This is a genomic window from Thiopseudomonas acetoxidans (genome assembly GCF_030362935.1).
Lineage (GTDB): Bacteria > Pseudomonadota > Gammaproteobacteria > Pseudomonadales > Pseudomonadaceae > Thiopseudomonas > Thiopseudomonas acetoxidans.
In genome coordinates this window covers 111,249-135,444 of record NZ_JAUCDY010000003.1, presented here as the reverse complement: position 1 = coordinate 135,444, position 24,196 = coordinate 111,249, and the positions used below count along the sequence as shown (strand labels likewise).

Here is a 24,196-nt window from a genome sequence, read left to right as displayed (position 1 = left end):
TGTAAGCACTGTGCGCGAGCGACGGCTAAGAACTCGGCCTCGCCTGCCGGCTAAGATAACGGAGAGAACATCGGGAGAAATTTTACAGCCGCAACCAGCACCATGGCTGTATTGGGTAAGGCGTATTGTTTGAGGCATTGGACCATTCACTAAGCTAAATTTATCGTTAGTCTACGCCTGTTTATTGGTGAATTCAGAGAGAATTTAACTTATGTATTAGGTGTTTCGAGCGACTTATGCTGGCATCGCCAGTTAAATCTGCTTTATTACAATGAATTAAGCGGTATTTTTAGGTAAGCAATGCCATTGTCTTCTGGCTGTGGAAAATGCCCAGCGCGCATATTGATTTGTACTGAAGGCAAAATAAGTACGGGCATATCTAGGGTGGCATCGCGCGTTTCACGCAGCTGTACAAATTCATTTTCTGTCACGCCTTGATGCACATGGATGTTGTTGGCGCGCTGCTCAGCCACGGAGCTGATATAGCGCAGCTCACGGCCATCGGGTTGGTAGTCGTGACACATATACAGCATAGTGTCGTCTGGCAGACTGAAAATTTTGTTAATGGATTGATACAGTGTGCGTGCATCGCCGCCGGGGAAGTCACAGCGAGCCGTGCCGTAATCTGGCATAAATAAAGTGTCGCCAACAAAGGCAACCTGTTGGCTGGCGTCACTAACTACGTAAGTCATGCATGCAGGTGTGTGCCCGGGTGTATGCATAGCAATCAGCTTTAAACCGCCAATCATGAGCACATCACCATCGACTAGTAAACGATCAAACTGGCTGCCATCTCGGGCGAATTCGCTATCCAGATTAAAAAGCTTGCCAAAGGTGTCTTGCACCTGAGTGATCCGCGAACCAATAGCCAGCTTACCGCCCAGCACCTGCTGTAAATAAGGCGCGGCAGAGAGATGATCGGCATGCACATGGGTTTCTAAAATCCACTGCACCTGTGCGCCCAGCTCTTGGACACGAGCGATTATTTTATCGGCTGATTGTGTGCTGGTACGTCCTGACTTTGGATCGTAATCCAAGACGCTGTCGATAATGGCGCAGGCATTGGTTTGGCTATCGAGCACCAAATAACTGAGCGTCCAAGTGTCGGGATCAAAAAAGCCTTCAACTTGTAGATATGAGCTGGCCATAGTTGCCTCCATGGGGTGAGTGAATGCACAACGCAAACTGCGGCCACAAAGACCGCAGTTTCAGCTAATGTTGGATGCGGTGTTCAGCACCCCACCTGTGCTTTAACCTTAGAGTGACTTGGTTGAGTAGTACCAGTCAACCGTGTTGTAACCTTCGTTAGGTCGGTTGTCGGCTGCTTCGCTGGTTTTTGGCGGAGGAACAATCACATCCTGGCCTGGCACCCAAGCTTCTGGTGTCGCTACGCCATGCTTGTCAGAGGTCTGCAGTGCGGTCAATAAGCGCACGAACTCATCAATGCTACGACCGTTGCTCATTGGGTAGTAAACCATCGCACGTAAGATGCCTTCGGGGTCAATGATAAAGGTAGCACGTACCGCTTGAGTATCTGCCGCACCTGGGTGCACCATGCCGTAAGCACTGGCTACCTCCATTTTGATGTCATCAATAATTGGGAATGGAATCTCCACGCCGAATTTTTCTTTGATGTTTAACGTCCAAGCTAAGTGCGAGTACAAGCTGTCGATAGACAAGCCCAGCAAGTCGCAGTTCATCTGCGCAAACTTAGGCGCAGCTTTAGCAAAGGCAATAAATTCAGTGGTACAAACTGGGGTGAAGTCCGCTGGGTGAGAGAATAAAATCAACCACTTACCTCGGTAGTCTTCAAGTGATTTAACACCATGTGTGGTGTTTGCTTTAAATGCTGGAGCAGCTTCGTTCAAGCGTGGGAAAGATGCTACAGGAGCTTGGTTTTCCATCTCTGTTACCTCTTTGGTTTGTTTAAGTTGTGCTTACTTTATCTATTTATATTTTATATATCTATTTATATAAAATTACTGCCACGATAGATATTGGCTATCAGTTGAATCAAGCCAATTAGCAATGAGGGCTGTAAAGAAGCCTCTGAATAACTACCTGCGTAGCTACCACCGCGTTAAAAACGTACTCAAAATGCTCATTTACTATGTGTAAACTGCGCTTTTTCGTACGTTTTCGCCTTGTGTTAGCGTCCTCGGTAACGTTATTCAGAGGCTCCTAAACTATCTATGGAGCACAACTTTTGCGCGCTCGTGATTTTCAGGCAGCATCTAAGTTAGCTTTATAACCTGTTTTGCTCAGAAGTTAGGTTCCACCAAGGTTTATGCTTGAAGCCCATGTGGGAGCGCATCTTATGCGCGATCGCGGTTTTACCATCAGCAGGGATTCTTGCAAAACACAAAGTGCAGGCGTAACCTGCTTTCTTGGCTCGCAGTGAGCCGACGTCGCTCAGACGGTTCTGGGCGCTTACGTTTAAGGTATTTATCATGTCCGACACTCGTCGCTCTCGGCGCTTTGCGCGTATCGATCGTTTACCCCCTTATGTGTTTAATATTACTGCTGAATTGAAAATGGCCGCCCGTCGTCGTGGCGAGGACATTATTGATTTCAGCATGGGCAACCCGGATGGCGCTACACCCCAGCATATCGTTGATAAGCTGGTGGAAACGGTAGCACGGCAGGATACGCACGGTTATTCCACCTCTCGCGGCATTCCCCGTTTGCGTCGTGCGATTTGTCATTGGTACAAAGAACGTTACGACGTGGATTTGGATCCGGAAACTGAGGCAATTGTTACTATCGGCTCTAAAGAAGGTCTGGCGCACCTGATGTTGGGTACTTTGGATCAGGGTGATACAGTACTGGTGCCTAACCCCAGTTATCCGATCCATATTTACGGTGCAGTGATTGCTGGTGCGCAGGTGCGCTCGGTACCCCTTATTCCGGGTGTGGATTTTTTTGCTGAATTAGAGCGCGCGATTCGCGACTCTATCCCCAAACCTAAGATGATTATTTTGGGCTTTCCTTCAAACCCAACCGCGCAATGTGTTGAGTTGGATTTCTTTGAGCGTGTGGTCGCGCTTGCTATCGAACACGATATTATCGTGGTGCATGATTTAGCCTATGCTGATATTGCTTACGATGGTTGGAAACCACCTTCTATACTGCAAGTGCCAGGCGCGCGTGATGTGGCCGTAGAGTTTTTCACTATGTCGAAAAGCTACAACATGGCTGGCTGGCGCATTGGTTTTATGGTCGGCAATGAAGAGTTGGTTGCCGCGTTAGCACGGATCAAAAGCTACCACGATTACGGAAGCTTTACGCCGGTACAGGTAGCCGCCATCGCCGCGCTTGAAGGCGACCAACAGTGTGTGCTTGATATTGCCGAACAGTACCGTCAGCGCCGCAACTTGATGGTCAAAGGCCTGCATGAAATAGGCTGGATGGTAGAAAAGCCAAAAGCCTCCATGTATATCTGGGCCAAAATACCTGAGGCTTATGCACACATGGGCTCACTGGAGTTTTCTAAAAAACTGTTAGCTGATGCCAAAATCAGTGTCTCGCCAGGGATTGGTTTTGGTGATTATGGCGACGACCATGTGCGCTTTGCCCTGATTGAAAACCTTGACCGCTCCCGCCAAGCTTTGCGTGGTATTCGTGCCATGTTTAGAGCTGATGGTGTGTTGCCAAATCCTTAAAGGATGCTGTATCGGGCTGGCAGTAAGACGTCCAGCTCGATACTTTTCTTTATCCACAACTCCTGTGGATAACTCTGTGAGTATCTTGCTAACACATGGCGCTAAGGTCGATTGTTTATAGCTCTGCAGCAGGATGCTTAAAAAACGCGCACTAAAATTAAACCCAGTTATTTCAAGCACTTAGAAAAGTCAAGAGTGAAGTCGGTTGTGATTTTATATTTTATTGATGGCCTTTTGCTAGCTAACTTTTAGCTGTGCATAGTTATTATTTGCAAACATACTGCAATAGCTAAAGCAAGCCGTTGTCTATGAGTTTTTTACTGGTTTTGGAAGAGCCAGTCCCTGTAATTGGCCTGTGAAATGACTGAAGGACCCATCGCGCAAAAGTTGCGCTCCCACAGAAGCACTTCACAGAAGCAGCCCACAGCAATTGCACGGGCTAAACCGCTCTCGTGGGAGCGCATCTTATGCGCGATTGGGGTTAATGTTGACGCTTAAGTATGAAGGGTTAATGCTAATCGCCCAGATGCTGGGCTCCAACAAGCCTTGCCTGTTAATATTTGCAGGAGCTGCGCTCCAATAGGAGTTTTTAGCTGTATTTACGTTGGTACTGGGTAACCTTGGGAAGGTAACGGCGTGTTTCGGCGTAAGGCAGCTTGGCAACTAGCTGGTTATAAACCTGCGCCGGGCTTAGGCGGTTAATCTGGGCAAAGGCTTGATCGCGGTTGCTGTGGAAGGCTTTCAGTACATTACCGCTACCGGTGTTGTAACCGGCAATCACGCAGTATTCACGCGACAGCGGATGAGTGACTCGCGCTAAATAGCGGTCATTTAAAATCGACAAATAAGCAGCACCCATCTGAATGTTGTTTTGCGGCATAAATAGATAGTCTTTGCTGGGTGTTCCGGGCCTGTTATAAATCAGCTGGTGCGCATCACGCCCCGCTGTGGTGGGCACGATTTGCATCAAACCATAGGCCGGCACATGGCTGATGGCATAGGGATTAAAGCTACTTTCCGCTTCCATAATCGCGTAAATCAGTGAGCTTTTAACCTTAAAGCGGCGACTATTCTGCGCCACATAACTGGCGTACTTGTGCTGTGAGTTAGCATGATGGTTTTGCACCATGGCAAAGCTAACGAAGTAGCGGGTTTTGCCTTTGTACTTATCCTGCTGATAGGCATTAGCCAGAAGATGTTTGGCGTACTGCCCTGCTCGCCACTCATAGCGTATGGCTTGACCTTGATGGTCAACGACCAAACCATGTAAGAAGGGTTCTGCGCCTATGTTGACCGCTTTGTCGCTGAGTAAGTCCACTCCAGATGGGTCGCTAGGCGCTAATAAGGTGCTAATGATAGCTTGCTCAAGCTTGGCTTTAGCATCTTTCTTTTCAATGGTTTCCACACGAATCACGCCCGTATCAAAGTTAACCACCGCACGGGTTTGGTATTTATCGCTGTATTTTACGTATTCGGTTTTGCTGGCAACCCGCTTGTCGCCCCACTTTTTAGCCAGCTTATTGGCCAATTGCTCAAGCTGCCCACGGACTAATCTGTCGACTTCCGGAATGCCTGTGGAGGGAATCTGGCTGCCGATGGCGCCTTTGAGTTCACCTTGTGCCACTCGTCGACCCACATCAACTGAGCGGCGAACCTGCTGAGGCTTACATGCGACTAAGGTGACTAGCGGGCTTAAGGCTAGAAGCTGTAATAGTTGGCGTCTATTCATGGCTCTATTTATTCATACTCACTTGTATCACGCAACCTCTAGTCGAGCGTCTGCGCCCACTGTTTGGCCATGCGCTTATCGGACACCGGTATTTTGGTGCCGAGCTGCTGAGCAAACAACGAGACGCGGTACTCTTCCAGCATCCAGCGATACAGCAGCAGTTCAGGGTCGTGCTTGCCTTCTTTTTGATGCTTGCTTTGCTTCTGCTGTAGTTTTTCTAGGTAGCCGCTGAGCTCCAGCGTCCAGACACGGTCTTTTTGCAATTGCGCGCCCAGTTTATCAAGCCGATGGGCGATGGCTTTTAAGTAACGTGGGTACTCTTGCAGCCATTGATTAGGTGTGTCGCGAACAAAGCCGGGATAAATCAAACCACCAAGCTGGCTTTTAATGTCATTCAGCGCCACGGCCATGCTAAGGTCTATGCGGCCTTTAAGGCGTTTTTTCAGCTCATGCCAACGCTGCAGAATATCTTTCAGGCGCTTAACTAGCTGTTCGCTCTGCTCTACTACCGCGCCGCGATGTTGTTCAGCCAGCTGCATAATCTGGGTTGAATCACGCGGCAGCTTATCTAACCCAGACAGAACCAGTGCTTCAGCACAAGCCAGCATCACATCCTCGCTAAGCGCTTCAATGCGTCCTAACTCTCGATAGAGCAATGCCAGCTGATTGTCCTTGCCAAGCTGTTCACGAATGTATTTGCACGGCTCGGCCCACTGCTGCACCAGTAAGCGCTGTACAGCACGGCGGTGTTCATAATCGGCTTGGACTTGGCTGGCAAACTGGCTTTGCTGCACCACCCCTTCTTGCTCCACCAAGGCGGGATAGACGGTCATGCTCAGGCCGGCAATTTGTTGTTGCTGGTAGTCTTCAAGCTTGAAATCAGCCACATCCAATTCGGCGGGTGCGTTGTCCTTTTGTTGACTTTTCAACTCAGCTAGCGCGGTCTGACTGGCCTCGCCAAATTGGCTGGTCAAAGCAGAAAAGTCACGGCTCTCGCCTAAGCATTTTCCTTTTGCATCAAGAACTTCAACGTTCATTCTCAAGTGATTGTCGAGGTTGTTAAAAGCGTTTTTCCACGTATCTTCTGGAATTTTTACGCCTGTCATCCGCAATAATTGGTGCGCTAACACCTCAGTCAATTCGCCCTCAGCAAAGGGCATGTTGTCGAGTGCCGCACGGACAAAGTCCGGTACGGGAACAAAGTTTTTACGGATGGCTTTAGGCAGTTGTCGCACCAAGGCAATGCATAATTCTTCTAGCATTCCTGGCACTAGCCAGTGCAAACGACTTTGTGGAATTTGCAGTAAAACGGGCACAGGTACACTGAGCGTGACGCCATCGCGCGGATGACTGGGATCAAACTCGTAGCTTAGCGGCAACTGCAAACCATTCCATTCTAAGTGGTCAGGATACTTCCCTCCCGTGACTTCGCTGGCCTCACGCTGCAAGGCATCCGCTTCGGTCATGATCAGCAGATCGGCTTGCTTAGCGCTGCCACGTTTGTACCAGCGCTCAAAACTGGTAGTTTGGTAAATATCCGCTGGAACATGGCGATCATAAAACGCAAACAGGGTTTCATCATCGGCCAAAATATCACGCCGGCGTGCCTTGGCTTCGAGCTTGTCGAGCGTGGCCAGCAGTTCACGGTTTGCACGCAAACAGCGCGCACGGCTGATAATGTCGCCACCGACTAAGCCTTCACGGATAAACAGCTCGCGACTTAATACGGGGTCCAGCGGTCCATAATGCACAGCGCGGCGTCCGACTAGAATCAGGCCGTAGAGCGTGATTTGCTCATAAGCCACCACCTGACCGCGGCGCTTTTCCCAGTGTGGCTCCAGATAAGTACGTTTAATCAGGTGCTCGCCAGCCTGCTCCGCCCACACTGGATCAATTCGTGCCACCATGCGCGCGTAGAGCCTTGTGGTTTCGACCAGTTCAGCCGCCATGAGCCACTGTGGGCGTTTGCGCCCCAAACCACTGGAGGGATGAATCAGAAAGCGACGTTGACGCGCGCCGAGATAATCGTTGTCTTCGGTTTTCTGCCCGATATGGCTGAGCAAACCGGGCAACAACGCTTTATGCAGCGCATCATAGTCAGCGACTTGGTCATTAAAGGGTAGTTTCAATTCGCGACAAATTAAGGTCAGTTGTCGATGGGCATCGCGCCACTCGCGCAGACGCAGGTAGTTAACAAACTGGCTGCGACACCAACGGCGCAAGGCCGAAGCCCCTAAAGCAAGTCGTTGTTCTTCAAAGTCACGCCACAGATTAATAATAGCGGCAAAATCAGAATCAGGGTCTTTCCACTGCGCATGGGCTTGGTCAGCGGCCTGCTGTTTATCCGCTGGACGCTCACGCACATCCTGTGCAGACAATGAGCTGGCCACGATAAGCACCTCACGTAAACTGCCGTGCTCGGCACCAGCTAGCAGCATGCGCCCTACCCTTGGATCTATCGGCAGGCGCGCTAACTGTCGACCCAGCGCCGTGAGCTCACCTTGCAGGCTAACAGCTTGCAGCTCTTGCAAGATGGTAAAGCCATCGCTGATAGCACGACCTTCTGGCGGCTCAAGAAATGGGAAGTCTTCAATCGCGCCCAAACGCAAATGCAGCATTTGTAAAATAACAGCCGCAAGGTTGGTACGCAGGATTTCCGGATCGGTAAACTCTGGGCGATTAAGAAAATCTTCTTCACTGTATAAACGTATGCAAATACCCGCCTCAACCCGACCACAACGGCCCTGCCGCTGATTGGCGCTGGCTTGGGAAATGGCTTCGATGGGTAAACGCTGAATTTTAGCACGGTAGCTGTAGCGGCTGATGCGGGCGGTGCCGCTGTCGATGACATAACGAATGCCGGGCACAGTCAGCGAGGTTTCGGCCACGTTGGTAGCGAGCACTACCTTGCGCCCTGTTTGTGGCTGAAAGATTTTTTGTTGCTCACTGGGCGAGAGCCGCGCATACAGCGGCAAAATAAGCGTGTGTTTTAACTCGGCTTTGCGCAACACCTCAGCGCACTCGCGGATTTCTCGCTCACCGGGCAAAAACACCAGTACATCACCGGGGAGGCGTTTTTGGCTGCGCTCGTAATCGGTAATCTCAGCCAGCGCGCGGACAATGCCTTGTTCAATGCTCAGGTCTTCTTCTTGTGTTTGCCCGTCCTCATCGCGTTCGGCCAACAGCGGGCGGTACCAGGTTTCGACCGGATAGGTGCGGCCTGACACTTCAATGATAGGCGCATTATCGAAATGCTCGGAAAAGCGCTGCAGATCAATGGTGGCTGAAGTGATAATGACTTTTAAGTCGGGGCGTTTGGGCAGAATATTTTTGATGTAGCCGAGCAGAAAGTCGATATTCAGACTGCGTTCGTGGGCTTCATCGATAATTAGAGTGTCGTAGCGGTGCAAAAAACGATCGCGGGCGGTTTCGGCCAGTAAGATGCCGTCCGTCATCAGTTTGACTAGAGTGTTGTCATCACTGTGGTCCTCATAACGCACCTGATAACCTACCACGCCACCGAGCGGTGTATTAAGCTCCTCTGCAATACGGCTTGCTACGCTGCGTGCTGCTAGGCGTCTGGGCTGGGTGTGGCCAATCAAGCCTTGCGCCCCGCGGCCTAACTCTAAGCAGAGCTTGGGCAGCTGCGTGGTTTTGCCCGAACCGGTTTCACCGGCAATCACCAACACCTGATGCTTACTTAACGCTTCTTTAATGGCTTCGCGGTGCTCGGCAATCGGCAGCTGTTCGTCATAGCTGATGACTGGGAAGCTGGCTTGGCGTGTTTGTACGGTGGCAAGCGAGCGTTCGAGGCGTTGTTGCCACTGGTTGAATTCTTGCTCGTTGGGCCGGCGCTTGAGTTGACCTAACTGACGCTGTAAAGCGTACTGATCCTTGCAGAGCGCTTGATTTATTTGCTGTGAAAGCTGTTTAAAGTCTGCGTGTTGCACATTAAAATCCGAAAAAAATTGTGCGCTAGTCTAGCATTTATCGAACCTGTTGGAGCTCAAGAGTTGCGCTCCTACAATAAAGCGCTCTGGTCTAGAGGCTGAGCACAGCTTTTGTGGGAGCGCATCTTATGCGCGATTGATTAACCGGCAGCACTTAATGCCAGCCTTATATCCTGCCTCACCCAGAAACTGAACTCTCCAACAAGCCTTGCCTGTTAATATTTGCATAAACTTGGTTTTTGAGCTGGCTGAAAGTCCCATCGCGCAAGAGTTGCGCTCCTACAATAAAGCGCTCTGGTCTAGAGGCTGGGTTCCAACAAAAACATGACAGGCAATAAGCAGTGCAGCATCTGCAGTTTTCTGTTGAAATATACCTACTAGTGCTTTTCTAACCTATAAAACGAGTTTTTATGTCCACCCCGAATAACACTAAACACAGTATTTTCTTGTTATTACTCGGCAGCGCAATAATTTTAGCGGTGTCACTTGGCGTGCGTCATGCGTTTGGTTTGTTTCTAAACCCCATGAGCCTAGAGTTCGGCTGGGGGCGCGAGATTTTTGCTTTTGCCATTGCCATGCAAAACTTAGTTTGGGGCGTAGCGCAACCTTTTGTGGGTATGTTTGCTGATCGCTACGGTACGCGCATCACCGTCATCATTACCGCCAGCATCTACGCGCTGGGATTATTTATGATGGCCCACGCAACGGATTCAACCAGCCTGATTATCAGCAGCGGCTTATTAATAGGGTTTGGTTTATCAGGTACATCATTCCCTATCCTGCTTTCAGCCGTTGGCCGTAGTGTTGCGCCAGAGAAACGTAGCATGGCAATGGGCATCGCTAGCGCTGCCGGCTCATTTGGTCAGTTTGCCATGCTACCAGGCACTTTAGGTTTAATTGAGTGGCTGGGCTGGTCGGCTGCCTTACTGGTGTGTGCGGTATTAGTGGCTTTATTGCTGCCGGTAAGTTGGATGCTGCGAGAAAGCGTACCCAGCGGTGTTGCTACGGCAAAAACATCAGTGGCAGCAGCATTCAAACAAGCTGCTCGTCACACGCCTTTTTGGCTGCTGTGCATGGGGTATTTAGTGTGTGGTTTTCAGGTGGTTTTTATTGGCGTGCACCTGCCCTCTTATCTATTGGATCAGCAACTGTCTGCACAGGTAGGCACAGCGGTACTGGCTTTAGTAGGGTTGTTTAACATTGCAGGCACCTGGACTGCCGGCTGGCTGGGTGGTCGCTATTCTAAACCTAGACTGCTGGTGTGGATTTATTTGCTGCGCACTGTAGTAATTAGCTTGTTTGTGTTTTTGCCAGTAAGTGCGCTGTCTGCCTACTTGTTCGGCATTGCCATGGGGCTGTTGTGGCTATCTACGGTGCCTTTAACCAACGGTACTATTGCGACCCTGTTCGGCGTGCGCCACTTGTCGATGCTCACCGGCATAGCTTTTTTGTTTCACCAGTTAGGTTCTTTTGTGGGCGGCTGGCTCGGCGGCTGGGGTTATGATGTGAGTGGCAGTTATGACATGGTTTGGTACGTGTCTATTGCGCTAAGCCTTATCGCTGCAGCCTTAAACTGGTCTATCCGCGAGCTGCCTGTGGAGCAAAGCAATGCGTAAAAAACAGCTGTATTGGGCCTTAGTTATCTTGCTGATGACTGCCCTGCTAGTGCTTAGTTGGTGGGGCTGGTCAAAGATGGGTTTGGCGGCACTGCAAACCAGTCTGGGGTTTTGTTAGCACTGCGGCATACTTAGCTGCTGTGTCGCCTCATTGTGCGCACCTGCTAAAGCCCAAAGTTCTGAACACATCGAGCAGGCCTAACTTAAAACTGCACCGGCTTGCGCCCAGCAAACGCTTGAATCAATGTGCCACCATCGACCATTTCCAGCTCGCCACCCATCGGCATACCCTGAGCTAAACGTGTCAGACTCAGTGGCTTATCTTGTAGCAATTGTGCGATGTAATGCGCTGTTGCCTCGCCTTCCACCGTTGGGTTATTAGCCAAGATAACCTCGGTGTACTGATGCGTATCAATATGCCTTAATAATTCAGGGATGCCGATGGCCTCTGGGCCAAGGCCATCTAAGGGAGACAGATGACCTTTCAGCACAAAATAGCGCCCTTTGTAGCCCGTCTGCTCTAAAGCAAACACATCCAGCGGTCCTTGTACAATGCAAAGCAAACCTGTGTCTCGTCGCTCATCCGCGCAGATTGGACATAAATCTGTCTCACTTAAGGTACGACACTCATTGCAATGTCCAACCTGTTCTACAGCCGTTTGCAAAGCTTGGGATAAGCGTTCACCGCCAGCACGGTTGCGCTCTAAAATATACAGCGCCATGCGCTGGGCAGTTTTTTGCCCAACACCTGGCAGGGTACGAAACGCTTCTACAAGCTCACGAATAGCGGGACTAAAGGACATAGAAAAAACTCAACTAAAACGGCATCTTAAAGCCGGGTGGTAACTGCATTCCAGCCGTTATACCCGACATAGCTTGCTCGTTGCGTTGTTCGATTTTGCGCACCGCATCATTTACTGCCGCCGCAATAAGGTCTTCTAAAATTTCTTTATCTTCTTCCAACAAACTGTCATCTATACTGACTCTGCGCACATCATGACGCCCCGTCATAACCACAGAAACCATGCCTGCACCAGACTCGCCTGTCACTTCTGCATTGGCAAGTTCTTCCTGCATTTTTTGCATCTTGTCCTGCATCATTTGCGCCTGTTTCATCAGGCCTGCCATACCGCCTTTCATAATAGAGTCCTCAAATTAAATTGGGTTAATGGGTTTTATACTTTCAGCGCAAAAAACAGCGCCTAATTCTTGCTTGAATGCTTGGATAAGTGGATCTTGCTCTAATGAGGCCACAGCATCAAGTTGTTGCTGTGCTCGTTTACGTGCTAAATCCAAAGCTGGTGTTTCTACCGTCAGTGGCGCTATTTCAACTTGCAATTGAATTTCTTGACCTAGCTGAGTGTTGACTGCCTCATTGATACGCTTTTGCTGTGTTTCATTAAAGAGTGCACTCTGTTCACTATCAAGATGCAGCAACCAGGTATTGCCCTCTTCTTTTATCAACGCGCAATTTCTAGCGATATTGGCTGTCATGCCGGAGATGTCCAGTTGCTGACATAGACTAATCCAGCGAGCCGCCAAACCGGTGGCCGGTGGGATATGTGGCTTTAAATCACCCTCTGGAATTGAATCAGTAGCTGACTGCGATTCTACGTAATCTAGATAACTGTAGTCGGGTATGTCTTGTTCATCATCAAGCTCCCTTTCTTCTTCAGCATAATTAACAGTCTCAGGAGGCGCTTCCAACGTTTCGGGCAAATTGTCCAGCACCGTCGTTTCTACCGGGGGCACATCGAGCTCTATAGCAGGCTCTGGGCGCTCTTCGGGCTGCTCTGGTGACGTAGACTGCTCTGCCGTTACAATAGGCTCAGGCGCAAGTGGCGCTGCTGGCTCAGTCTGCGCGGGTGCTGGCGGCGGCGCCGAAGCCATCACAGGTTCTGATGACTTCGGCTGGTTAAAAACCAGTGGGGTGCTCGGCGCACCCGGTAAACTCGCGGGCCGGAACGCTAGCATGCGCAACATGACCATTTCAAAACCATCACGCGGATCAGGGGATAATGGCAAGTCACGCCGCCCCATCAATGCCACCTGATAATAAAACTGAGTGTCTTCTGCGGGCATGGCTTGGGCAAGCTGTAATATCTGCTCTTTATCGCCCTGACCATTGTCTATGGCGTTGGGCATCACCTGCGCAATCGCCACGCGATGCAGCACGCCTAACAGCTCCGCTAGCACACCCTGCCAATCTGGTCCCTGCTCTGCCAGCTCAGCAATGGCTTGGAGCATTGCCTGAGCATCGCCAGCTAATAAAGCGCTCGCAATGCTGAATACCTGTCCTTGGTCTAGAGTACCCAGCATGGCGCGTACATCTTCCGCCAGCACTTTACCTTCACCAAAAGACACGGCTTGATCTGTCAAGCTCATGGCATCGCGCATAGAGCCATCAGCAGCTCGACCTAGCAGCCATAGCGCTTGTTCTTCAAAAGGAATATTTTCGCTAGCCAGTACATGGCTTAAATGCCCGACGATAGATTCGGGGGGCATGTTTTTTAAGGAAAACTGTAAGCAACGCGACAACACCGTAGGCGGTAATTTTTGCGGATCGGTGGTAGCCAGTAAGAATTTAACGTGCGGCGGTGGTTCTTCCAGAGTTTTTAACAAGGCGTTAAACGAGCTGGTAGAGAGCATGTGTACCTCGTCAATCAGGTACACCTTATAACGGCCACGGCTGGGCATATACTGCACGTTATCAAGCAGTTCGCGGGTATCTTCGACCTTGGTTTTGCTGGCTGCATCCACTTCGATTAAATCGACAAAGCGCCCTTCGTCAATTTCACGACAAATGGAACACACACCACAGGGAGTAGAGCTAACCCCTTGCTCACAGTTCAGGCACTTAGCCATAATCCGCGCAATAGTGGTTTTTCCTACGCCGCGCGTACCCGTAAACAGATAAGCATGGTGCAGCCGCTGGCTGTCTAGAGCATTAATCAATGCTTTTAACACATGCCCTTGACCAACCATTTCACGGAAAGAACGCGGCCGCCATTTGCGTGCCAACACCTGATAACTCATGAACGCCCCATGTTAAGATTTTTTCGAGCGTACATGCTAACGGAGCAGACGAAAAAATGCATGCTTAGAGATGGGTTTTAAGATTAAAAATAATGAGATGCGCAATAAATGCAAGATTGGAGGTGACCCCGCCAGCCACACCTCGGCACACAATGTCTCCGCTACGGCTGCTCCCTTCCAGGCCTGACCGGGTTCACGGATAATCGTTGCGAAGGGACCGACAGAGTCACCATCGAAGATCGCCCAGATAGGGCGCGCATGCATTGTACTTCGTTAGACGAATTTTACAAGCTCAGTAAATGTTTTTACGTTCAAACCTTAATAAAAATCGAGTAAACCAGCGAAAGAACTTGGTTAGAACTCAGCGCCGACTTAGCGGACAGTACCAGCTGACACGGCCTACGTATGTAAGCTGCTGTGCTTTTTCAACCAAACGCTCACTGACTTCGGGTGCCGGCTCAGCACGGTCAAAAACTTCAATATGGATTTGACCATTAAGGTAATGCAGCACGACTTTTTCCATATCCAGGTACTCAATGTCTTCCTGCCAGACGCTACGCAAGTCCTTAAGCACCTCGCTGCGTAACGGTAGTTTACTGCTTGGGTCTGACACCTCATCATCTTCAGGGTCAATATGAATCACAACATCTACGATGTCTTTATTGGATTCCAGTAGTATATGACGCACATGTTCAGAAATACGATGCCCTTCAGATACGCTTAAAAAATCATCCACTTGAATATGCACATCAACAATAGAGCTTCCCCCCATGCGCCGCGTACGCAGCATATGCACGCCATGCACACCATCAATATTTTTAATCAGCTTTTTGATGGCGCTAACCTGCTTAGCATCAAGACCAGTATCAATCAGCTCACGGATTGAGTTCCAAGCCTGTTCCCAGCCAATCTTTGCAATCATAAAGGCTACCACTGCTGCCGCAAATGCATCAAGGTAAGTTAAGCCCAATAAGCTACCGGCCACACCCAGCAGTACAACAACGGATGAAATCGCATCTGAACGGTGGTGCCACGCATTGGCTTTCAGCAGTGATGAGCGGTGCTTGCGCGCGGCGATCATGGTGTACTGATACAGCCCTTCGTTGGCCAGAATAGAAATAAAAGCAATTAATAAAACAATAGGCGTAGGCTGTAATAATAAGCTTGGATTCAATAAGCGTTCCGCAGAGTCCCAAGCAATCCCTACAGAGGTGACAATAAGCACGACACCTAAAGCTACGGTAAACATGGTTTCAATGCGCGCATGACCATAGGGGTGATCTTCATCAGCGGGCTGATTGCTGTACTTGGCGGCAAACCACACCATCAAATCAGTGCTCAAATCAGCCAAAGAGTGCACACCATCAGCTATCAACGCGTGAGACTGACCCACAATACCGAAAATTACTTTACCAATGGTTAAAGCTAGATTGACGACTGCGCCAACAAGACTGGTGCGACGCATAGCCTTTTGGCGTTCTTTTGCACGTTTTTTAGAAGACATTGATTCTTACCTACTTAATTTGAATACAGCTAAGTGACCCGAGTATATTTTCAAAGCGACGACCAGTCCTTGCGCGCAAATAACTAAAGAATAGGCGCTCGAATGCGCTCAACAACACTAGCCAGCCTATAGCCTAATGTTTTTGTTAGCTGCTTTGCACGCTGCCTGAGCTCGGCTAAAGGTATGTCTTGCTCGAGACTGGCTGGGACTAATAAAATAACGTTTCCCTCTTTTACTGGGATCTCCCAATAATGATGCTCAAACACACCGCGCAGCAAAGCTGCTGCCAACGGTTGGTAATCCGCAGTAGCCCACTGATTAATTATCAACCAGCCGTTTTCGCTTAACTTGTCGCGGCAGTCTTGTAAAAACTTCCATGCTAAATGACCGCGCGCCGGACCATTCTCATCATAGAGGTCCATAAAAATCAAATCGGCCTGCTCTGCTGTTTGTAATAGCTCCATTGCATCACCATAACGCAAGGTTAAACGCTCATCCTCTGCATTAAAGCCAAGGTGCTGTGAAGCCATTCGTACCACGTCAGGACGTAGCTCAATTACCTCGATGTCATACAGGCTCGGCAAAGCTAGCATACAGGCCTGGGTTAGAACGCCTGAGCCCAAACCTAAAAATAAAGCGCTTTCTGGCGAGGGATGACAAAGCCCACCCAGCAACATCGCCCGTGTATATTGATACTCCAGCCATGCCGGATTATCCACTTTGACGCAACTTTGCTCTACATTCTCACCAAACACTAAAAATCTATAACCAGCAATAGCATCCACAGCAATGCGACCGTAGCTATCCTCGCATTGATCAATTAAAACCTTTCTACACCCTAAAAATTTTAAATTCATATTCAAACCACACCTAAGAAGTCTTTGAATATGTCGACTAACCAAGTAAAACGCAAGGTGCCCGTGTTTCTACAGCCCTGTTTTTATAACCAAAGCTATAGCATAAGCGCTGTGCAGCTTAATAAATATTTAACGTCGTCTTAAGGCTAAAATATAGCGCTTATGAGGATATAACCAGGATTTAGGCAAAAAAAAATCCCTGGATAATCAGGGATTTAAAATAAAATATGGCGGTGAAGGAGAGATTCGAACTCTCGATACGGTTACCCGTATACACGCTTTCCAGGCGTGCTCCTTCAGCCACTCGGACACTTCACCGCAAAAGTTGAGCGCTACTCAACAGGCGCGCAATATACTGCACAACAGCTGGAAATGCAAATAGTTAACGCCTTGCTGTTTATCATACATGCAGAGCAGCGTATTAGCTTGGGCCACCTCTGGCGCATGCGATAGTAGCTGTCGAAAATATCGAGTAACGGTTGAAACATACTGTTGATGAGTTTTCCATGGATAGCTTTGCTGTAGTGCTTAGGTACAGGTTCTAGTTTCTTTTACATTGTTTATTATTGCCGCATAGCGACCAACTCATAGCTATTCGCAGTTTTTTAAGTAAAATCCCAGACGTTTTGGTAATAAAAATTACAATAAAAGCGAGAAAGATCTTGATTAAAACAACTGAGCGCGAAATCGAAGAAGGAAAACAATCAAATGAGCCAACCATGAGTACGGCTCCCGGTAACTTCGACCGCGAACAGCAAGGGCAAAGCACCTTAGAAACTTTACGTGCCAACGAGCAACATTACCGTGCTTATTTTGAAAGTTCCATGCTGGGTATGGCGGCGAGTAGTGCAGATAAACACTGGCTTGAAGTTAATCAGGCACTCTGCGATATGCTCGGCTATACCGCCGAAGAGCTGGAAGGTATGACATGGGACTCGCTAACCCACCCCGATGATCTAGAATCTGATAATAGTTTTTTGCAACAGTTAATTGATGGCTCTATTGATGAATTCACGCGGGAAAAACGCTTTATAAGTAGAAGCGGTAAAGCAATTGATACGCACCTGAGTGTTCGTGCAATTCGAAATAAAGACACTAGTTTTGCCTATGCAGTTTCGGTAATTGAAGATGTTTCTCAGCGTAAAATGGCTGAACGGCGTGAAAAAATGCGCCAGCACACTTTGGAAAAAGTGGCTAGAGGCTGCTCTCTTGATGAAATCATGCTTTATGTTATCGAGTTAAGTGAGGCAATTTACCCTGAGTCTATGTGTTCAATCCTTCTTCTAGATCAAGAAAAAAAGCGCCTTTTTACGGGTGCTGCACCTAGCCTGCCGGAGTTTTTTAGCAAAGCTATTAATGGCTTTAGTATTGGTATAGGTATCGGCTCATGTGGGACCGCTGCCTATACGGGGCAACGTGTGATTGTCGAAGACATCAGCGCTCATCCCTATTGGGAAATCAGTAAAAACTTTGCTGCTAAAGCGGGTTTGGGTTCCTGTTGGTCAGAACCCATTTTATCCGTATCCGGCAGTGTATTAGGAACCTTTGCTATCTACCGCGATAAACCAAGCTGTCCTGACGAGCAGGAAATTGCTCTGATTGAAAGTGCCGCCAACTTGCTAGGCATTGCTTTAGATAGAGCGCGCGCTGAAGAGGAGCTTCATCTAGCGTCATCCATATACACCAATATTTCAGAAGCCGTGCTGGTAACAGATGCTGAACACAAAATCGTCGCGTGCAACCCGGCTTTTAATAAGCTGACAGGCTACAGTATTGAGGATATCCGCGGTAAAGACCCTGTGCTTCTGCATTCAGATCGTCACGATGCTGATTTTTTCGCTGCCATGACGGAAAGTATTGCACAGCGCGGTTATTGGCAGGGGGAGGTATGGAACCGCTGTAAAAACGGTGAAATATATCTAGCATGGTTTACTACCAATGCTATTCGTAACGATAAAGGCGACATTCTGCGCTATATCTCCGTTGCCTCGGATATCACCAGTAAGGCGCATGCAGATGAGTTAATTTGGCGTCAAGCCAACTATGATTTTCTGACGGATTTACCCAACCGGTATATGTTTCAAGATCGTTTAAAACAGGAAATCCATAAGACCTTGCACGAAGACGCACTACTCGCGTTACTCTTTATTGATCTCGACCATTTTAAAGGTGTTAACGACACCCTAGGCCATCCTATGGGTGACAAGCTGCTTATTCAGGCTGCAAGACGAATCAAAAATTGTGTCCAGGAAACCGATACTGTCGCGCGTATGGGTGGTGACGAATTCAGCGTGATTTTGCCAAACTTAAAAAACATCAACGACGGTGAGCAAATTGCCGAGCAAATTATCAGCGCACTGGCAGAGCCTTTTTCGATCAGCGATAAAACAATTTATGTCGGGGCTAGCGTAGGTATCGCCTTCTGCCCGAACGACACAACGGATCTTGAACTCTTAATCAGCAGCGCCGATCAAGCAATGTACGCATCTAAAGAGCTGGGTCGTAATCGACTTAGTTACTTTACCCAAGCACTGCACGATGAGGCTCGTAATCGCCTGCAACTGATCAACGATATGCGCAGCGCCATCGAAAACAAGCAGTTTGAGCTGCACTTCCAGCCGATTACAAAACTTGTTTCTGGCCGTATTTGTAAGGCCGAGGCTTTGATACGTTGGCATCACCCTGAGCGCGGCATGATTAGTCCGGCTGAGTTTATTCCGTTGGCTGAAGAGTCCGGCTTAATCGTCAGTATTGGCGACTGGGTATTTAGAGAAGCCGCCGCCACAGCTAAGCGCTGGTGTGAACTGTTTAATCATGAGTTACAAATTTCGTTAAATATGTCACCCCTGCAGTTCCAAAGTAACCAATTAAACATTGAGCATTGGTTGGCTTACTTGCAAACGATAAAGTTAGAGGCAAGGTTTCTAAGCATTGAAATCACAGAGGGATTGCTACTTAACGCTAACGATGATGTTAAAAATAAACTTCTACAGTTCCGTGATGCAGGGATTGATGTTGCCATTGATGATTTTGGCGTTGGTTACTCAGCACTGTCCTACCTCAGACATCTAGACATTGATCAGCTCAAGATTGATCGCTCATTTATCCAAAACCTTGATACCGCGCAAAGCGATTTAGTGCTAACTGAAGCCATTGTCATTATGGCGCAAAAGCTTGGTCTGAAAGTCATTGCCGAAGGAATCGAAACTGAAGCACAACGCCAGCTATTACTGGATATAGGCTGCGATTACGGTCAAGGCTACCTTTTCTCTCGCCCATTACCAGCAGCTGCATTCGAAGCATTTTTCATTAGCATGCAGAACTCGGATTGATGGCTGACGAATAAATCGGCTAGGAGCTGTGGATACAGTCCCTGACCGATTTTTTGGTTAATGGATTTAGACTAAACTGCTATCAGTTATTCTGCAGCGTTTTCACCCTCTTTTTCTGCTTGTAATGCCTCTAGCTTAGTCTGCAGGAATTCGTCATAGCCTTTTTGCACCAACTCGAATGTTTTGCCGATTTCAGCGGCGATATTGGAGCCTTCGCCCATTACACCTAGCCCGCTAAGGATGTTGGCCGCTTCGTTGTAGCCTTGCTCAAAACCACCGCGGATTAAGTTGACAAAGTTACGTACGACCTCTTCCGGCTCTTCATTGGGATGTTGGCGTGCATAGGCATCAAAAAACGCAGTTGATTGTGACAGGATTCGTTCAGCCGTGGCTTCTGCGCTATTGTCTTGCTGCATTGCACCCTGCAGTGCGTTGGGACCTAGTTCGGGGGCTAGCTGCTCATTAATGTGCTCAATGGCAGTGCGGTATAGCAGTGCCATCCCGTCATTGCCGGCACTGATAGAAACATCCAAAGACGCTTGTAGAATTTGCGCGCCCAATTGCGTACGTTGACTTTGGGGGCTAGCTGCGGCTGCTTTTTGCGCTTCTTCCGGCACTGTCTCCTGGGGCTTAACCTTAGGATTAGCTTTCGATGCAGATTTACCGGTATCGGACAAAGGGTTGTTTGAAATTGGAGATACCATGATATGGCTCCTGTGGTTGTGCTATCCCTTTATTGCAAAGGGACTTTATCTACACCTATTTCGGCAGAATGGTTAGAAACTAAAGGCGTACAGGCTATTAGTTTCTAAACCCAGCCACTGGCTGCACCGACTATCACAAGATGCCTTTGTGCTTAATTTAATGCGACTTGGCATAAAGAGGCAGGCTCTTGCAGCCTTGTGTTTATTTCGTGGTTTAATTGCGTAGCGCTAAAACCGAAACGTTCAGCATAGGTTTCTAAAGAAACAACATGGCCCTTTAAATAACGTGAGTAGAGTGAGCAGCCGTAGGGCATGCCGTCTTTTTCTATTGATGCATGAGCATTGAGTTTAAAAAATGCTTCAGAGTAATTCAGTATCGCGTCAACGTAGCACGCCTTGTATGCGTGCTTTGCTTCAACAGCTGTAGTGGGCTCAGATAACATTTTTGTTGCAGTTCCAACAATCTGAGTGCATTCATAAACGGGCAACTCCCCCGCTGCAGCTTTGTTCCAAGCACCCTGAAAGCTAGCTTGGTAAGCTGCGGATAGATTTGGTTTCTCAAGGGTGCCGGCGACAGCTAAACCACTAAGCGATAAGCTAATGGAACATATCAACAACTTGGTTTTCATACGTTTCACCTATGTTTGCATGATGGATGGTGTTCAGCGGGCTAGAGTAAAGCCCTGTTTAATCCTGCCTAAAGCTGCCTGATTGCATTGCTGAGTAAGCATGCTTTTTGCGCTTAAAACTTTACTCCTTCCTTCCGTAAAAAAGTGAAGATGCGTCATTCTGCCGCGCGTGAGCTTTATGCAATTCGGGGTGGCTCGTAAGAGATGTGGGTTATACGTTTGCTTGGGCTCAAACTAAAAAGGCCTTTCGCATTTAAGGGTGTAGCTGATTTCTAAACTCTCCTGACTTCAGCAAGCACCTGGCTATCAGTCCCACAGTAAAGCGGTTTGCACGCAGCCGGTCGCTTGGCTCAGCTGTTGTGGGAGCTTACATTTTCCAAGTTCCCCGACATTTTTTCCAGCTGCCAGATTTTTTCTACACCCTTAAATGCGAAGTGCCACTAAAAACCCCTTGCAGATACAAGGGGTTTTATTAGTCAGCGATTAAATAAGTGACGGTTAAAGTGTAACGAAGTTATCGTCGGCCATCACTAGTGAACGGATTTTTTGCAGCTGAGTATCAAGCGAATACGTCATGCTAGAAGCCATTGAGAAGAAACTTAGCAGCGCTTTTAGGTTGGTATCCCCTGCACATACATCATTAATACGATGCCATAGCGCTTGATTAACCAGCTGCAAATCTTTGAAATCGTTAGTTAAGTCATTTAAATGCCAGTCTGGGGTTTGCCCTTCATGCATACGGAAAAACTCGCGCATGACATACATGGAGATAGTACGCAGAGTAAACTCATTATTGCTTGCAAAGGGTAAATGGCTGTGCGCCATAGGCTTTAAACGGCCAAGGATCGGGCACGCTGAGGTTGCCATAATTACGCCCAGCAGCGAACGAATTGCCTCTTCCAAATTGGCTAGCTTGCTGTATTCGCGCTCATTAGTGCGCACACTTACCCAGGCTTTTTTAAACGCAGGCAACCCCTTAAAATCCTCAACCACCGTTTGTAAATCCGCAGCGGCTGGGCAGGTTTTATGTTTGCTTGAATCTAAAGGGCAGTTTGTACAGCGTTGGTGATTTAAATCGGTCCAGTCACTGAGCGGGATATGCTCAGTGGCTAATAACGGCTCACGGTCTAGTTCGATTTTATAGCTAAAGGCATGTTCATCATCAAAGGTGATGCGGTATTCAACGGCCATGCAAGTTCCTCTATTCATCTTCCAGTTCCGCCCAGCGCTCAAGCAGTTCTTCCAAGAGTTGCTCAACGTCCAACATTCGCTGCAATGCAGGCTCAGTTTTGTCTGTCGACTGCATATAGAATTCAGGGTCTGATGTTTGTTGCTGCAGCTGGGCTAATTCTTGCTCTAGTGCATCGATTTTAGCTGGAATAGCATCCAGTTCTCGTTGCAGTTTGTAGCTTAGTTTTTTCTTGGCGGTGACTATGCCATCATTTAGCCCTTGCTGCAGCTTTGTCTCAGCACTTTTATCAGTTGCTTGCGCTGGATCAGTTTTTTCATTTAAGTTGGTTTCTGTAGCCACAGACTCAGTCATACCCAACAGTTTCAATTTACCACCCTGCCGAATCCAATCATCAAAACCGCCGACAAATTCGTGTACTTTCGCTGTACCATCAAAAACCAGTGTGCTGGTAACCACGTTGTCTAAAAAAGCTCGGTCGTGACTCACGATAAGTACTGTACCTTCAAAATCCAACAACACTTCTTCCAGCAACTCCAGCGTTTCCATATCCAAATCGTTGGTTGGTTCATCCAGCACCAGCAGGTTAGCGGGTTGGGTAAATAATTTAGCTAACAACAAACGTGCTCTTTCGCCGCCGGATAACGCTTTAACCGGGGTTCGGGCACGCTGCGGGGTAAACAAGAAGTCATTTAGGTAGCTTAAAATATGTTTGGGCTTGTCATTAATAATGACGGTGTCGCTGCCTTCAGCAACGTTGTCGGCTACCGTTTTTTCCAAATCTAGCTGGTGACGCATTTGATCAAAATATGCCACCTGCAGTTTAGTGCCCTCCACTACGCTGCCTTTGGTTGGCTTTAACTTGCCTAGCAGAAGCTTTAGCAGGGTTGTTTTTCCGCTACCGTTAGCACCGAGAAGACCAATACGGTCGCCGCGCTGAAGTACCATAGAGAAATCTTCAATGAGCGTGGGTCCGTTGGGGTAAGAGAAGCTGACGTCTTTAACCACAATGACCTGTTTACCTGAGCGACTGGCTTCGCCGATTTGCAGGTTGACCACGCCTTGGCGGTCGCGTCTTTGACTGCGTTCCTGGCGTAGTGCTTTTAAAGCGCGTACTCGGCCTTCATTACGGGTGCGGCGAGCCTTGATGCCTTGACGAATCCAGACCTCTTCTTGCGCCAGTTTTTTATCAAACAGCGCATTGGCTGTTTCTTCGGCTGCCAGTAACTGTTCTTTATGCTCAAGAAAACTGGCGTAATCACCATCCCAGTCCAACAGGGTTCCGCGGTCTAACTCTAAAATGCGTGTGGCAATGTGCTGTAAAAAAGTACGATCGTGGGTAATAAACAGTACCGCACCATTAAACGACAGCAGCACTTCTTCCAGCCAAGCGATAGCGCCGATATCCAAGTGGTTGGTGGGCTCATCCAGCAATAACACATCAGGCTCAGCAACCAGAGCTTGCGCCAAAAGTACGCGCCGACGCCAACCACCTGACAACTCGCTAAGCTTAGCCTGTGCGGGTAATTGTAAACGGCTGATGGTGCTGTCTACCAGCTGCTGTAAACGCCAGCCATCTAATGCCTCAAGCTTCTGCTGCACATCCATTAAAGCCTGCAAATCAGCATCGGTCGTGACGTTTTGGGTAAGGTGCTGATAGCGCGCCAAGAGCTCGCCTACACCTTGTAAGCCGCTGGCAACAACATCAAAAACACTACGCTCATCAGCTGCGGGCAGTTCTTGCGGTAACTCACCAATCTTTAAACCCGGCGCACGCCAAACTTCACCCTCATCCTGCTGTTGTTCACCCTTAACAACACGCAATAAAGTGGACTTTCCAGTGCCGTTACGCCCAATAATACATACGCGTTCACCTCGCGTAATTTGCCATGAAACCTTCTCCAACAAAGGTGTTACACCGTATGCAAGAGATACCTGGTTCATTTTTAACAACGTCATTGAGCTAGCCTCCAATTTCAGAGCGCATA

17 protein-coding genes, 1 tRNA gene, 1 other RNA gene and 1 pseudogene are annotated in these 24,196 nt (G+C 48.5%); 4 read left to right on the top strand and 16 right to left on the bottom strand.

Annotated features, from left to right (window positions below; all coding sequences use genetic code 11):
- Positions 1-51: 51 nt before the first annotated feature.
- The 3 genes and pseudogenes from QEZ41_RS03895 to QEZ41_RS03885 form a co-directional block, all read right to left on the bottom strand.
- Positions 52-138 (bottom strand): annotated as a pseudogene (locus tag QEZ41_RS03895) (hypothetical protein); the annotation flags it as partial.
- 128 nt (positions 139-266) lie between these two features.
- Positions 267-1,148, bottom strand: coding sequence for an MBL fold metallo-hydrolase (locus QEZ41_RS03890; protein WP_289410073.1), 882 nt, complete (start codon positions 1,146-1,148; stop codon positions 267-269).
- Between the two features lie 108 nt (positions 1,149-1,256).
- The gene (locus tag QEZ41_RS03885) at positions 1,257-1,904 is read right to left on the bottom strand and encodes a peroxiredoxin (protein ID WP_289410072.1); all 648 of its coding nucleotides are present in this window, start codon (positions 1,902-1,904) and stop codon (positions 1,257-1,259) included.
- Positions 1,905-2,450: 546 nt separating this feature from the next.
- Here QEZ41_RS03885 and alaC point away from each other — a divergent pair.
- Positions 2,451-3,662 (top strand): alanine transaminase, encoded by a 1,212-nt coding sequence (alaC, locus tag QEZ41_RS03880; RefSeq protein ID WP_289410071.1) that lies wholly within the window; start codon positions 2,451-2,453, stop codon positions 3,660-3,662.
- Positions 3,663-4,251: 589 nt separating this feature from the next.
- Here the strand turns inward: alaC and QEZ41_RS03875 are convergent.
- Together QEZ41_RS03875 and hrpA are read right to left on the bottom strand one after the other, a co-directional pair.
- Positions 4,252-5,391, bottom strand: coding sequence for a murein transglycosylase domain-containing protein (locus QEZ41_RS03875; protein ID WP_289410070.1), 1,140 nt, complete (start codon positions 5,389-5,391; stop codon positions 4,252-4,254).
- 38 nt (positions 5,392-5,429) lie between these two features.
- A complete protein-coding gene (hrpA, locus tag QEZ41_RS03870) occupies positions 5,430-9,341 on the bottom strand; it encodes an ATP-dependent RNA helicase HrpA (protein ID WP_289410069.1) in 3,912 nt (1,303 codons plus the stop codon).
- A 410-nt stretch (positions 9,342-9,751) separates the two neighbouring features.
- Between hrpA and QEZ41_RS03865 the strand changes: the two genes are divergently transcribed.
- Positions 9,752-10,957: an MFS transporter gene (locus tag QEZ41_RS03865; RefSeq protein ID WP_289410068.1), complete on the top strand. Its 1,206-nt coding sequence runs from the start codon at positions 9,752-9,754 to the stop codon at positions 10,955-10,957.
- A complete protein-coding gene (locus QEZ41_RS03860) occupies positions 10,950-11,075 on the top strand; it encodes a hypothetical protein (protein ID WP_289410067.1) in 126 nt (41 codons plus the stop codon). Before QEZ41_RS03865 ends, QEZ41_RS03860 begins: the two co-directional genes overlap by 8 nt.
- Positions 11,076-11,160: 85 nt before the next feature.
- Here QEZ41_RS03860 and recR read toward each other — a convergent pair whose 3' ends face one another.
- From recR to QEZ41_RS03825, 7 genes are all read right to left on the bottom strand, one after another.
- Positions 11,161-11,760: a recombination mediator RecR gene (gene recR, locus QEZ41_RS03855; protein ID WP_289410066.1), complete on the bottom strand. Its 600-nt coding sequence runs from the start codon at positions 11,758-11,760 to the stop codon at positions 11,161-11,163.
- 13 nt (positions 11,761-11,773) lie between these two features.
- A complete protein-coding gene (locus QEZ41_RS03850; protein WP_289410165.1) occupies positions 11,774-12,100 on the bottom strand; it encodes a YbaB/EbfC family nucleoid-associated protein in 327 nt (108 codons plus the stop codon).
- Between the two features lie 12 nt (positions 12,101-12,112).
- Positions 12,113-13,993, bottom strand: a complete 1,881-nt coding sequence (dnaX, locus tag QEZ41_RS03845; protein ID WP_289410065.1) for a DNA polymerase III subunit gamma/tau — start codon at positions 13,991-13,993, stop codon at positions 12,113-12,115.
- A 126-nt stretch (positions 13,994-14,119) separates the two neighbouring features.
- Positions 14,120-14,216: signal recognition particle sRNA small type (gene ffs / locus QEZ41_RS03840), an RNA gene on the bottom strand.
- A gap of 138 nt (positions 14,217-14,354) precedes the next feature.
- A complete protein-coding gene (locus QEZ41_RS03835) occupies positions 14,355-15,497 on the bottom strand; it encodes a cation diffusion facilitator family transporter (protein ID WP_289410064.1) in 1,143 nt (380 codons plus the stop codon).
- 83 nt (positions 15,498-15,580) lie between these two features.
- Positions 15,581-16,354, bottom strand: coding sequence for a spermidine synthase (locus QEZ41_RS03830; protein ID WP_289410063.1), 774 nt, complete (start codon positions 16,352-16,354; stop codon positions 15,581-15,583).
- Between the two features lie 228 nt (positions 16,355-16,582).
- Positions 16,583-16,672: transfer RNA gene (locus QEZ41_RS03825), tRNA-Ser, on the bottom strand.
- A 344-nt stretch (positions 16,673-17,016) separates the two neighbouring features.
- Here QEZ41_RS03825 and QEZ41_RS03820 point away from each other — a divergent pair.
- The gene (locus QEZ41_RS03820) at positions 17,017-19,686 is read left to right on the top strand and encodes an EAL domain-containing protein (RefSeq protein WP_289410062.1); all 2,670 of its coding nucleotides are present in this window, start codon (positions 17,017-17,019) and stop codon (positions 19,684-19,686) included.
- 86 nt (positions 19,687-19,772) lie between these two features.
- Here the strand turns inward: QEZ41_RS03820 and QEZ41_RS03815 are convergent, their stop codons facing one another.
- From QEZ41_RS03815 to QEZ41_RS03800, 4 genes are all read right to left on the bottom strand, one after another.
- The gene (locus QEZ41_RS03815; RefSeq protein WP_289410061.1) at positions 19,773-20,390 is read right to left on the bottom strand and encodes a DUF5610 domain-containing protein; all 618 of its coding nucleotides are present in this window, start codon (positions 20,388-20,390) and stop codon (positions 19,773-19,775) included.
- Between the two features lie 152 nt (positions 20,391-20,542).
- Positions 20,543-21,019 carry a hypothetical protein gene (locus QEZ41_RS03810; protein WP_289410060.1) on the bottom strand — a complete coding sequence of 159 codons (477 nt, stop codon included), beginning with the start codon at positions 21,017-21,019 and terminating at the stop codon, positions 20,543-20,545.
- A 498-nt stretch (positions 21,020-21,517) separates the two neighbouring features.
- Entirely contained in the window at positions 21,518-22,210 is a 693-nt protein-coding gene (locus tag QEZ41_RS03805) for a DUF6901 family protein (RefSeq protein ID WP_289410059.1), read from the bottom strand.
- 10 nt (positions 22,211-22,220) lie between these two features.
- Positions 22,221-24,167, bottom strand: a complete 1,947-nt coding sequence (locus QEZ41_RS03800) for an ATP-binding cassette domain-containing protein (RefSeq protein ID WP_289410058.1) — start codon at positions 24,165-24,167, stop codon at positions 22,221-22,223.
- Between the last annotated feature and the right edge of the window lie 29 nt (positions 24,168-24,196).